10 protein-coding genes and 1 riboswitch are annotated in these 12,039 nt (G+C 53.2%); of the genes, 2 read left to right on the plus strand and 8 right to left on the minus strand.

Going from position 1 to position 12,039, the window contains the following annotated elements; translation table 11 throughout:
• Nucleotides 1-77 precede the first annotated feature (77 nt).
• Nucleotides 78-926, minus strand: a complete 849-nt coding sequence (locus tag MJA45_RS18265; RefSeq protein WP_315603341.1) for an AraC family transcriptional regulator — start codon at nucleotides 924-926, stop codon at nucleotides 78-80.
• A gap of 171 nt (nucleotides 927-1,097) precedes the next feature.
• On the opposite strand from MJA45_RS18265, the gene MJA45_RS18270 reads away from it, so the two are divergent.
• Nucleotides 1,098-2,459: a sulfatase family protein gene (locus MJA45_RS18270; protein ID WP_315603342.1), complete on the plus strand. Its 1,362-nt coding sequence runs from the start codon at nucleotides 1,098-1,100 to the stop codon at nucleotides 2,457-2,459.
• Between the two features lie 115 nt (nucleotides 2,460-2,574).
• Here the strand turns inward: MJA45_RS18270 and MJA45_RS18275 are convergent, their stop codons facing one another.
• Complete coding sequence (locus tag MJA45_RS18275) at nucleotides 2,575-3,381, minus strand: IclR family transcriptional regulator (RefSeq protein WP_315603343.1); 807 nt, start codon at nucleotides 3,379-3,381, stop codon at nucleotides 2,575-2,577.
• 133 nt (nucleotides 3,382-3,514) lie between these two features.
• Nucleotides 3,515-4,693 carry an iron-containing alcohol dehydrogenase gene (locus tag MJA45_RS18280; RefSeq protein WP_315603344.1) on the minus strand — a complete coding sequence of 393 codons (1,179 nt, stop codon included), beginning with the start codon at nucleotides 4,691-4,693 and terminating at the stop codon, nucleotides 3,515-3,517.
• A gap of 597 nt (nucleotides 4,694-5,290) precedes the next feature.
• Here MJA45_RS18280 and MJA45_RS18285 point away from each other — a divergent pair.
• Nucleotides 5,291-6,949 (plus strand): sialidase family protein, encoded by a 1,659-nt coding sequence (locus MJA45_RS18285; protein ID WP_315603345.1) that lies wholly within the window; start codon nucleotides 5,291-5,293, stop codon nucleotides 6,947-6,949.
• A gap of 101 nt (nucleotides 6,950-7,050) precedes the next feature.
• Here MJA45_RS18285 and nrdF read toward each other — a convergent pair whose 3' ends face one another.
• The 5 genes from nrdF to MJA45_RS18310 form a co-directional block, all read right to left on the minus strand.
• Nucleotides 7,051-8,016: a class 1b ribonucleoside-diphosphate reductase subunit beta gene (gene nrdF, locus MJA45_RS18290; protein ID WP_315603346.1), complete on the minus strand. Its 966-nt coding sequence runs from the start codon at nucleotides 8,014-8,016 to the stop codon at nucleotides 7,051-7,053.
• A complete protein-coding gene (gene nrdE / locus MJA45_RS18295) occupies nucleotides 8,004-10,097 on the minus strand; it encodes a class 1b ribonucleoside-diphosphate reductase subunit alpha (RefSeq protein ID WP_315603347.1) in 2,094 nt (697 codons plus the stop codon). Before nrdE ends, nrdF begins: the two co-directional genes overlap by 13 nt.
• On the minus strand, nucleotides 10,094-10,465 hold the full coding sequence (gene nrdI / locus MJA45_RS18300) for a class Ib ribonucleoside-diphosphate reductase assembly flavoprotein NrdI (RefSeq protein WP_315603348.1): 372 nt from the start codon (nucleotides 10,463-10,465) through the stop codon (nucleotides 10,094-10,096). The genes nrdE and nrdI overlap by 4 nt, the downstream gene beginning before the upstream one ends.
• A complete protein-coding gene (locus tag MJA45_RS18305) occupies nucleotides 10,462-10,686 on the minus strand; it encodes a glutaredoxin family protein (RefSeq protein WP_315603349.1) in 225 nt (74 codons plus the stop codon). Before MJA45_RS18305 ends, nrdI begins: the two co-directional genes overlap by 4 nt.
• Nucleotides 10,687-10,857: 171 nt before the next feature.
• A riboswitch (cobalamin riboswitch) is annotated at nucleotides 10,858-11,032 on the minus strand.
• 198 nt (nucleotides 11,033-11,230) lie between these two features.
• Entirely contained in the window at nucleotides 11,231-11,965 is a 735-nt protein-coding gene (locus MJA45_RS18310) for a class I SAM-dependent methyltransferase (RefSeq protein WP_315608052.1), read from the minus strand.
• Nucleotides 11,966-12,039 lie beyond the last annotated feature (74 nt).

A 12,039-nucleotide genomic window follows, 5' to 3' on the forward strand; every position in this document is an offset into this window, starting at 1 on the left:
TTACTGCTTTCTTGAAGCTAGAGTATAGCATACTTGAATCGGTTTTTGGTAAAATATACAAATTCTTATCATAAGGATCAATCGCGGTATTCGCTTGGCGAGATGCCGTAATGCCGCTTAAACGCCCTTGAAAAAGCAAACAGCTCCGGGTATCCCGTAGAAAGAGCCACTTCGGTAACGGACAATTTCGTCGTTTTTAGCAGCTGCACCCCCATTTCCATACGCAGATGCCGCAAATATTGGGCGGGAGACAATCCGGTCCGTTCCTTGAAGGCTGTTGAAAAGTAAGAGCGTTGAATGCCGGCCATTTGGGCCAGCTGCTCCACAGATAAGGGTTCGGTAAAATGCTGTTCCATATATTCCATTGACCGGGAAACCCAATCATGGCGCGAGGAGGAGCAGGCCGGTTCAAAAGATTTGGTGGAGGTAAGCTTGTCCAGCAGCAGAAACAGCAGACTTTGGAGCATAAACGAATAGGCTTCGCTCTTAGAGATCTGGGCGAGCAGCTGTTTAAGTACCGCCCTGATCTCGGGCACGACAACGCCCTTCAAGTAAGTCTTGTTTCGTTTCAAGCCAAGAGCCTCTAGAATTTGAGGCACCTGGGGTCCATTTATAGCCAGCCAATTGAGCTGCAGGGCACGGTCGCCGGAGACGGAGCTGTATCTATAGGTTTTTTCGGGAAAAAGACAAAAGAGGTCCCCGCCCTCCAGTTCAACCTCCTCTTCCTCGCCTGGTTTCAGCTTCAACTTTCCTTCCAATATAAAATGAAGACTATAGCACTCAATCCTTTTCGGTCCGATCCGGTAATGGGGCTTCGCCTGGTTCCGGCCCGCTCTCACGATCCAACAGCCGCCTGCCTGCTGCAGGGAGGATGGCTCCATGAACCACATATTCGCATACTCAAACTGGTATTCCCGCATCCTCATCCGCCTTTCCACCCAACATTATGCCAAACCAACACTTCGTTATTCCCACCAGTTCCCTCAGTCTTTATCATTAGTTCTAAGGCACGCCGACGCGCGCTGGCAACCTGAATATATTTCTTCGCTTTCCAAGCTCGAATTCCTATCCATGAAGAAGCAAAGGAGTACATAAAGATGAAGAAAAACGACAGGGAACAGCCAAATGTGATTGTCTTTTTTACAGACCAGCAGCGATGGGACACGACGGGCGTACATGGAAACCCGCTCGGCTTAACCCCAACCTTTGACCGGATGGCGCGGGAAGGAACGCATTTGTACCATACCTTTACTTGTCAGCCGGTTTGCGGCCCGGCCCGTTCCTGTCTTCAGACCGGGATGTACGCCACGACAACCGGCTGCTTTAAAAATGCCATTCCTCTGCCGAGAGAAAGACGAACACTGGCTCATTATTTTAAACAAGCCGGATACGCGACCGGATATATCGGAAAATGGCACCTTTCGGAGAAAGAACCCGTGCCTGCCGAAGACCGGGGCGGTTATGAGTATTGGCTGGCGGCCAATCTTCTCGAGTTTTCTTCGGACGCCTACAGCACCGTGTTATATGACAACGACGGCAAGGAAGTGAAGCTGCCCGGCTACCGGGTCGATGCCCAGACGGACGCGGCCATTCGTTATATCGATCGTAACCAAACCCATCCGTTCTTCCTGTTCCTGTCCTATTTGGAACCGCATCACCAGAACCATACGGACAACTACCCGGCTCCGGACGGCTATGAGGAGATGTACACCGACCGGTGGACCCCGCCGGATCTGAAAGCGCTGGGCGGCACCGCACCTCAGCACCTCGGCGGTTATTACGGAATGGTAAAGCGGCTGGACGAAGCGCTCGGACGGCTGATGGATGCGCTGAAAAGCTTGGATTTGACCCGAAAAACTATCGTTTTGTTCACATCGGATCATGGATGCCACTTTAAAACACGCAACGGGGAATACAAACGAAGTGCGCATGAGAGCTCGATCCGGATTCCTGCGGCGATTTATGGCCCGGGTTTTATGCAGGGAGGCCAGGTCCGGCAGCTGGTCAGCCTGCTGGACATCCCCCCCACGCTGCTTGACGCGGCCGGCATTCCCGTCCCTTCCGACATGCAGGGCCGTTCGGTTCTTCCTTTGGTAAGAAGAGAACCGGTCGAATGGCCGGAGGAGGTGCTGGTGCAGATCAGCGAATCCCAGGTGGGAAGAGCCATTCGAACCGGCCGCTGGAAATACGGTGTAACCGCTCCCGATCTCGACGGCTGGTCCGAATCGCATGCGGAGAGCTATGTGGAAGAACTGCTGTATGACTTACAGGCCGACCCTTATGAGTTAACCAATCTTGCCGGATGGGATTCCTACCGGAGCGTGGCCGATGAACTCCAGAGGAAGCTCATCTCCCGCATGGCCGAGGCCGGCGAGCCTGTACCTGAAATTGTCCCTGCACAGTCCAGGCCGGCTGGGAAACGGAGGGTTTCGATCGAAGAGCTGCGCCTAAAGCTGTGAAGTGTGACAGCTCCCCTATAAAAAAATCGCCCGACTCCGCTAATTTTTCCGATTGGCGGCGCAGGCGATTTTTTTTTGACAAGAGTACCGGCGGGAAGTGGATTTCCATTCCAACTTACGAGCGGGGCACTGGCGAAGAAGACGGAACCGCGCCGAGCTTTCGGGAGATGACGGCGGCGGCCGCCATAACGTTTGCCGCGATCTCGGGAACCTTCTCGTCGGTATAACGGTGCATCGGACCGGAAATGCTGATCGCTCCGTTGATATGTCCATGCAGCCCGAAGATGGGAGCCGCAAGACAACGCGCGCCTTCCACAATCTCCTGATCATCCATGGCGAAGCCCCTTTTGCGGATTAAGGCAAGCTCCTCGCAGAGCCGCTCCGGGGTTGTAATGGTATTGTCCGTATAACGCTCTAGTCCATAGTCCCGGATTAACACATCGACTGCCGACTCGCTCATATGCGACGCAATCGCCTTGCCCATCGCCGTCGCATGGAACGGGGACCTGGAGCCGACGGAATCCGTCATTCGCAAAGCATGCATGCTTTCGATAATTTCAAGATACAGAATCGCGCCTTCCGTCAAAACACCTAAATTGATCGTATCGCCATACAAGTCCGAGAGCTTCTTCATTTCGGGAAAGGCGGCCGTCCGAATATTGCTTTGCTCGAGCAAATTTTTGGTCAGAATCAGCTGTTTATAGCCCAGGCAATATTTGCCGTCCACATCGCTGCGGCTTATAAATCCGCGATTTTCCAGCGTGAGAACAATGCGGTAAGTCGACGATTTCGGCTGCTGCAAAAGCTCGGTCAGTTCAATCAAGCTGAGTGAGCCTCTTTCAGAGAGCAGCTCCATCAAATCGAGCGCTTTATCAATCGATTGGATCGTATATCGTTCCTGCCTCTCGTCTGTTTCCTTCATTATGCTAATCCTCCGTCGGTTTTGAGCCCAATATAACATCCTGGGTAAAGATCCGGCAAGCTGAAGCAGAGAATAATCGCCTAGTGCCGGCCGGGCAACCGGTCATGGAAGCGGTGTCGGTTTTCCCTGTGTGTTATTCCTTAGCGGGTCCGTCGCAGGCGGCTTTGTAGATGGCGTAAATGTCGTCCCGCCCCAGCGGCATCGGGCTTCGTGCAAGGAGCCGCGTCTGCTTGCAGGCGTCATCCGCAAGCCCTGCAAGATCTCGTTCCGCAATGTTCCAGGCCTCCAGCCTCTCCGGTAAACCGATGTCCTTAATCAGGTTGTGCAGCTGTGCGACGAATGGCTCCGGTGCTTCCGCGTCGGGCTGGAACACGGAGCCAGGGTCGAGCGCGTGCCGTAGATCGGTCATCCGTCCTCTGCAGGACGAAGCGATATGCCGCATCACATAAGGCAACAGCACCGCATTGGCTTCGCCATGCGGAAGGTGAAACTGTCCGCCGAGCGGATAAGCAAGCGCATGTACCCCCGCCACCCCCGCGTTGAAAAAAGCTAGTCCCGCCATAAAGCTGGCCTGACTCATCTCCTCCCGAGCCGGGAGGTACGCTCCGTCTTGAACCGCCCGCCGCAGGGACCGGCCGATCAGCCGCACGGCATGCAGAGCCAGCGCATCCGTCGCAGGTGTGGCGCTCACAGACAAATAGGCCTCGACCGCATGCGTCAGCGCGTCCATTCCCGTGGCGGCGGTTACCCGCGGTGGAACCGTCAAAGTGAGCTCCGGATCGACGATCGCCGCATCGGCCAGCAAATAATCGTGCACCACGACGTCCTTTGTATGGTCAAGCGACAATACCGCAATGTTCGTCACCTCCGAGCCGGTACCGGACGTTGTCGGAATCAGTACCTTGGGAAGTCCCTTATGGGCGATTCGGCGGCTTGCCGACAAATTCAGATAGTCGGCCGCCTTGCCAACGTTTCCGGAGAGTACGGCAGCCAGCTTAGCCAGATCAAGGGCGCTGCCTCCCCCCAAGCCGACGACGAAATCGTACTTTCCGCTGCGCGTATGCTCGATCAAGCGCTCGCCAAGCTCCAGGGACGGCTCCGGCGTAACGTCCGCGAACACGTCAACGCTGCATGCCGGCCCCTCCACTTGAGCGGCGATGCGTGATGCCGTCCCCAGCTTGACGAGAATCGGATCGGCGATCAGCAGAACGCGTTTGGCGCCGTGTTTGTTCACTTCATCACTTAACCGGCATACGGCTCCGCAGCCGATGTAACATAACGGCGCGAACGTTAGCTTGGAATGGGTTCCCATGATGGTTTCCTTACCTCCTCGGATTACCGTTTCACTTCTATGACGGCACCGGCGCCACCCCGGCCGACTTCTCCCCTTGTTCCGCCCGGACGCCTACCGCTGCGACCCATTCGATCCCCGGGTGCGGATGATAAGAGAAGACGTGACTTTGGGGCACCTTTTTTTTGTGTTACGTAATGCGGCAGCCGGACCTTCTACCTTAAAACTGCATATTGAACATTCGCCGATCGTTCGTTATAATGTTTCGCATAACGGCACATATGTTTCACATATTAACACGGATCGTGCTTTTGTCAATGATGCCGTTACAAGAAACACCTTTCAGGAAACGAGACTTCTTTAGTCGAAAGGCGGTGACGAAGAATAAGCCTTTACGGAAGTCGATCCTTGCCTCTTCCTACAGCATGAACTCCTCTTAGGAATCCGCATGTTCTCCCCCTCTCCAGTCTTACTTCCGGATTGTCGGTACCGCCGTATCTCTTTGCCCGATACCCTGGCTGATTCGTAACTTTTTGACCTCGCGAGATCCATCCTTTTGCAAGAGTAGCTTGCCAAATTCCATTAACGGGAAGGATGAATGGATTGAACAGGAACCGAATGGGGAGTTGCCGCTCCACCCGCCTGATCTGGTCGCTTTGCTTCGTGCTCGCGCTATCCGTTATAGCCGGTCCGGCCGCGAGCGCCGCTCCCGACACGCTGAGCATTTCGTACGGAGCCGAATTTGCAGTCGAGGACGGCGGAACGGCGACCCGGCATTTGCCCTTTTTGTCATACGTGAATAATAAAGCGATCGTCACCTTCAGCCAGCATCCGGATTCCGTCCTGTACCCCACGACCGACGGCATGCGCATCTCGTCCGACGGAGGAGCGACATGGCCGACGTATAAGCAAAATACGGACTTTTACCTGACGAGCATTATCCGCCTTAACAACGGCGATCTGATGGGAACAAGCTATGTGACGCAGCGGGTCGACGCGCGCAACTCCACCATGTTCTACTGGATTTCCTCGGACAGCGGAACGACGTGGACGAAGCTTACCGGCAACGTGAATTTCCCGCAGGATCAGGCTGTCAATTCGGCGAACTGGGGAGGCTTCCTGTTTCATCGCAGCATCCTGGTCATGCCTGACGGGTCCCTGCAGGGCACGATGTACGGGAAGTACACCACCGACTCGAAATATCGAGTGCTTTGGGTCAAATCTACTGACGGCGGGGCCAACTGGAGCGTCGTATCTACGGTTGCGTACAGCACGACCGTCGGTAACGAAGGCTTCTGCGAGCCGGTCGCCATTCGCGCCGCAGACAACTCCCTCCTAGTCGTCATGAGAACCGGCGGGACATCCGGCGGCGTAAGCTATCCGCTCTACCAGACGCGTTCCACGAACGACGGCCTGACCTGGAGCACGCCGGTTCCGCTGCCGGGCGTCGACAGTGCCGATGCCTACAGCGTCGATCCGGACTTAACGATGATGACCAACGGTACGCTCGTCCTCAGCTTCGGCCGGCCGACAACCAAAATGCTGTTCTCGCTGGACGGCAGCGGACAAATGTGGGGAGCTGTGCAGACCGGTACGTTCGGCTCCACCGCGTCCAATTACACGGGTGTCCGCGAAGTGTCAGCGAATAAGCTCCTGCTCATAAGCGACAACTCCACACGGACCAAAATCATAGGAAAGTATATCGACGTCGTCCGCTCCGCGATCCCGATGAACGGCTTCGAGAGCGATACGGCCGGCAGCGCGCCGATCGGCTTTACCGTTGTCGGCGGCAATGCGACCGTCGTCGGCAGTCCGGTATACGCCGGCTCGAAAGCGCTCCGCATCAACGACACGTCGAGCTCGGTTCTGACGAATGTCGTGAAGACCTCGACCGCCAAATCGTTCAAAACGTTCGAGGCGATGATCCGCCCCGTCTCCTCCACGAACGGCAATATCATCAGCTTGAATAGCGGAGCCAACGACAACGCCCATAGCGTGTTTCATGTCTGCATCACGGCGGACGGCAGCGTCAACTGGTATAACGGCAGTGCCTGGACGAATGTTGCCCCGGCGGGGTCTGTCACCTTAGGTGCTTGGAACAAAATCAAGATCGAAGCCGTCTCGACATCACGGGCGAACCTGTATATCAACGACGTCTACAAAGGGCGTATGGGCAAATGGAACTCCTTTGCGACCATCGACCGCGTCCGCTTCATGAGCGGATCGACGACGGGAACCGGGGACGATTACTACGTCGACAACCTGTATTGGGACTAATCCCTCGCGTCCCCAACGAACCGGCCGCCCGTCTTGCGGTCGGTTTTCTTTTGTGCAAGAGGTGAGTAGTAGAGGTGGTCAAAGCAGCGTTAGGTGTAATCTTAAAATCGGAAGGTATCATCCGTGATCGGAGTGACCTTGGCCACCGCGTAAGTCGAACCTTTCTGCGAGAAGAAATCATAGGTCGAGCCTTCGTTCCGGATCCCGTTCATAACGATCGGATTGACCTCCTCCTCCGGGAACATAACCTCGAAGCCGATATTCATCAGCGCTTTATTCGCATTGTAGCGGACATAGCTTTTGACATCGGGGGTTAGACCTGTCTCAGCATAAAGATCATGGGTGTATTTCATCTCGTTGTGGTACAGATCCAGCAAAAACTCATACCCCCATACGGTCAATTTCTCCTTCTGCTCCTGTGTGAAAGGCTTGAAGCGCTGCTGTGCAAAATACCCGATCGCCACTCCATGGATGGATTCGTCGCGTAAAATGAGAGAAATGACCTCCGCGCTGTTGCGGAGCACCCCTTGACCGCCCAAGTAGAGCGGGTAGAAGAAGCCCGAGTAGAACAGAAACGATTCCAGCATGACCGAAGCGAACATCGCCTTCCATAGCGAGACCGGGTCGTCTTCTTCAATCGCTAAATAGATGTCGCTGATTCGCTTGGCTTTGTACTGCAAGTACTCGTTGCGCTGGACCCAGTCGAACACCGTATCGATCTCGCCATTCGTGCACAAGGTAGTAAAAATGTAAGAGTACGATTTGGCATGGATCGCTTCGAACGAAGCGAACACGGTGTATAACGCTTTTTCTTGCAAATCGGGCGCATACCGCGCGATCTCGTTCATGCCGATATTCGTCTGAATCGTATCAAGCAGCGTCAGACCGCCGAATACTTTCTTATACGTGTCCTGATGGGGAAAGTCCTTCCACTGCTTGATATCTTTACTGACTGCCACTTCTTCGGGGAACCAGATTTGCTTCCATTGTTGGTCCCAGAATACTTTGGTGAGCTCCAGCGGATTGCGGTTCCAGTTAACCGCTTCGAACGGCTTTAGATCGAACATGCTACACACTCCTCCATGGTCTGCAAGCGCTGGCGTACGTAATACACCGTCTTGATTCCCCTCATCCAGGCGTAAATGTACAGCCGGGCGAGGTTCTCCGTCGTCCACTGGTCGGTTACATACAAGGTCATCGAGATCCCTTGGTCGATGTGCTTCTGGGCGGCCGCGTAGAGATCAATCATTCGAAACTGGTCGATCTCGTAGGCCTCCTTGTACAGCGATAGATTGTCATTATTCAAGAACGGCATCGGATAGATGGTGCGGCTGTCGGCGTAATCGCGAATCTCGACTTTCTCCGTGCAAGGGGCGATGGAAGCTGTACTGTTGCGGATATAGGAGATGCTCCCCGTAGGGGCAATGGCCAACCGGTAGGAGTTAAACAAGCCGTACGTCATGACTTGTTCCTTCAAGGTTATCCACATCTCCCGGCTAATCAGCGGTACATGCCCTAATGCCTTCGTGACTACGTCGGGCAAGGGCTCCTCGGATTTGGTGACATACTTGTCAAAGTAGGTTCCGTTCGCATAATCGCTTTGTTCGTATCCTTGGAACGTCTCCCCTCTATCCCGGGCGATCCGCATCGAGGACTGAAGCGAGAAATAATTGAGTGCCTCCATGAACTTGTCTACGAAGATGATCGACTCCGGCGTTCCATACGCCAGCCCTTGCGACACCAAATGTCCGTGCAAATTCATGACGCCCAGGCCGACGGAGTGCATACAGCGGTTTGCTTTCGCGACGGACGGCACGTTCTGGATGTTGGTCATTGTCGACACGTTGGTCAGCAGCCGCATGGCCGTATCGATCAATTGCTCGAATTGCTCGTCCTTCGTTGCTTTATGGATATCGATGGAGCCTAAGTTGCAGGACACATCCAGCCCATACTCGTTCTCGGTCCCATGATTGTGAATAACCGATGTCTCTTGTACTTGCAGGATCTCCGTACAGAGATTGGACATCTTCACCCGTCCCAAATGGCGGAGCGCATGGTTCTCATTCACATTGTCGTCGAACACCTCGAACGGATAGCCCGACTCGAACTGTGCTTTCTTGACTTCCGTGTACAATTTACGCGCGTTAATCCGTTTGATCTTGCGGATGTTAGGATTATCCAGCAACTCATAATACATGCTGCTGATGCTGATTTCGGACATCCGCTTGCCGTATTCTTTATAGACGTCGTATGGACTGAACAGCACCATGTCTTTATCCCGCTTCATTAGCTCGAAAAAAATGCTGGGAACAATAATCCCGGTCGAAAGCGTAGCCAGACGAATCTTCTCGTCGGCGTTCGGTTTCTTGGAGGAAATGAAATTCTCGATGTCCGCATGGAAAATGTTCAAATAGATCACACCGGAACCATTTCGCTGACCGAGCTGGTTCGAATACGAGAACGAGTTCTCGAGCAGCTTGGCTACCGGCATAACGCCGCTGGCGCGGTTAAGAATGCCCTTGATCGGATCGCCTAGCGGACGCAAGTCGGTGGCATTGACGCCAACTCCGCCTCCCAAGCGGGACAGCTCCAGGCAATAGCCGATATTCTCGGCGATGCTGTTCATGGAATCATCCATGGTCAATTTGAAGCAGCTGACCAACTCCCCGCGAGCCCGTTTGCCGCTGTTTAGAGCAGTAGGCGTGGCCGGTTGATAAGCCGACATCATCGCCTCAACCGCCCGTTCCGCCAGCTTCTCCTCCCCTTGAGCCAAATACAAGGCAATGATTACGATTCGATCCTCGTATTTCTCGAGAATTTCCTCGGCGTCCCGGCTTTTCATCGCATAGCTTTCGTAAAATTTGCTGGCGCTCATGAACGACGGAAAACGAAACTGGTAGGCATAAGCCTTCTCATAAAGCCTTTTAATGAATTCCATCCTGTAGGGCCGGAGGAAATCGGGGTCATAGTATCCTTCCTCCACAAGGTAGCGGATCTTCTCTTCCGTATCGATAAAGTAGCGCAGCTTCACATTCACATGTTCCAGGAAGTAGCGGCGCGTTCCCTCCTTGTCTTTGTCGAGATCGAGCTTTCCCGTTCGATTGTAGTGATTCAGAACTTCGTTATTCAGCTTTAAATACGACTTCATCTAACTCGCTCCTCTCGAAAACAGCGTTCATAATACTGATGGATCGCCTCATAGTCTTCCGGGAAGCCGCGCATCTCGACTTTGCGCACCAAGGGGATCTGCCACTGCTGCGAAATCGCATCGCCGGCCCCCCCGAAGACATGATGGCCAAAATTGCTGTTGCCGCTTACGATGACCCCACGGCAATAAGCTCCATTCGATTCCAGGAATTGCTTAACCTGATGAGGAATCTCCCCTATTCCATCCGTGTAGGTAATGAGCAGGAACGGTTCCTCCAGCGTGACATCCGCCCCGATCTCAGCGGCGGGCAGCCCCAGCCGGCTTACGATATAACGAACATTTCCCGTTCTGCTGGCGTAAGCGATCATCCGTTCTTCCGCTCCATTCGCTTAATCATCTCATTCGGATCCACTAGGAATTGGCCGTCGACTTCCATGGCCGGTACGCTCCTAATGCCAGCCTCAGCAAGCCGCTCCTGTGCCGCCGTGTCGTGGTCGAGGTTTACGATTTCTACCGCAAGGCCGGAGCGCTGTACCTCTGATTTGATCCACAGGCATTTGGGGCAGACCGTTTTCGTATACAGTTTCATTTTTTCTCCTCCCGTCCAATAGGTAAATCGGAAATAAAAAAACACCCTCAGCTCCGAGGGTGTTTCAAACGAAAGTGTGCTAAAGTACGGCAAACTAACAACGCATTAGCGCCGCAAAGCTGCCGGGAAGCCCGTCCTGTTCGTTCCATTCCTCAACCCCCGGAGAAATGCAATCGTCGTTTCAGTCGGGCAGGTCTCCTGGCTTCGCTTCATTCTCCCGTTCCCTTCCCATGCCGAAGCACAGTGGGTCCAACGTTCGTCAGCGTTACAGTTGCGGGGACAGCGCTAGTCTTTCACTAGCTTCCCTATTAAACTACCGTGTAGTACCTAACCGAAACTATTATGAAATTGGAATAAGGAGATTGTAGCACAACGCGGCCCACATTCCAAGATATAGTGAAAAAAAGAGTTTTTCGTTCGTTTCAACTCAATATCTTGATCCCGCGAAAAGGACGCTTTAATCCGTCTTTGACTGGAAACAAAGGCCTAAACGGCTGCGGGTGATAGAGCTATCGTAGCCGTTAACTCGAGTGTCCCGTGGTTCTTACTGCTTTTCTGCTGATATAATCAAAAACATGGGTCTTCGTAATTCATCCTTCATCCCAGGGATGCTTTGCAGCATTTCTTCGGAAGGAATGGGTTCTTTCACCGCTTTAATATGGAACCCGGCGTTAAGTAAGCCATTCAAATAAGTGGATAACGTACGATGATATTTTATCACGTTCTCCGTTAGGAAGGATGTTTCCCGAATCCCCTCCTCCTGGTAATTATCGACCGGCCAGTGCAACCGATTCCCTTGGTTATCATAATACCAATCTTGTTCGGCTCTCGAAGTGAATACGGGATGTTCCACCGAAAAGATAAAGACACCATTAGCTTTCAAATAGTGATAGACCTTGTTGCAAATCAGATCAAAAGACTCCAAATAATGAAAAGCCAATGAGCTGATTACAATGTCAAATTGTCCTTCTGGGAAATGAATGTCTTCAATCGGCTTATGGATATATGAAATGGCTGGATCGTCTGTGCGTTCTCGAGCCTTTTGAAGCATTCTCTCCGAGATGTCTACGCCGACCACTGAGCTGGCCTGCCGCTCCCTTGCATAACGGCAATGCCATCCGAATCCGCACCCCAAATCCAGCACGCTCTTGTTTCTGAAGTCCGGTAATAGGGATTGAAATACAGGCCATTCCCCTGCAGCCTCTAACCCTCTTACGGAACGCGGCATTTTTTCATACGCCGAATAAAAATTCTCGTCATCATACTTGTTTTGTTTCATATCACGGACACCTCCTGGCTCATCTTCCATCCTATATTTTAATAAATCATCAAGAAATTTTTCCAGTTGAAACA

Origin of the sequence: Paenibacillus aurantius, assembly GCF_032268605.1 — a bacterium.
Classification (GTDB): domain Bacteria; phylum Bacillota; class Bacilli; order Paenibacillales; family NBRC-103111; genus Paenibacillus_AO; species Paenibacillus_AO aurantius.

Coding starts and splice junctions, on each gene's coding strand:
- nrdI (WP_315603348.1), bottom strand. CDS start 10,465: ATGATCGCTTACGCCAGCAGAACGGGAAATGTTCGTTATATCGTAAGC.
- nrdE (WP_315603347.1), bottom strand. CDS start 10,097: ATGAAGTCGTATTTAAAGCTGAATAACGAAGTTCTGAATCACTACAAT.
- MJA45_RS18310 (WP_315608052.1), bottom strand. CDS start 11,965: ATGAAACAAAACAAGTATGATGACGAGAATTTTTATTCGGCGTATGAA.
- MJA45_RS18265 (WP_315603341.1), bottom strand. CDS start 926: ATGAGGATGCGGGAATACCAGTTTGAGTATGCGAATATGTGGTTCATG.
- MJA45_RS18270 (WP_315603342.1), top strand. CDS start 1,098: ATGAAGAAAAACGACAGGGAACAGCCAAATGTGATTGTCTTTTTTACA.
- MJA45_RS18280 (WP_315603344.1), bottom strand. CDS start 4,693: ATGGGAACCCATTCCAAGCTAACGTTCGCGCCGTTATGTTACATCGGC.
- MJA45_RS18285 (WP_315603345.1), top strand. CDS start 5,291: ATGGGGAGTTGCCGCTCCACCCGCCTGATCTGGTCGCTTTGCTTCGTG.
- nrdF (WP_315603346.1), bottom strand. CDS start 8,016: ATGTTCGATCTAAAGCCGTTCGAAGCGGTTAACTGGAACCGCAATCCG.
- MJA45_RS18305 (WP_315603349.1), bottom strand. CDS start 10,686: ATGAAACTGTATACGAAAACGGTCTGCCCCAAATGCCTGTGGATCAAA.
- MJA45_RS18275 (WP_315603343.1), bottom strand. CDS start 3,381: ATGAAGGAAACAGACGAGAGGCAGGAACGATATACGATCCAATCGATT.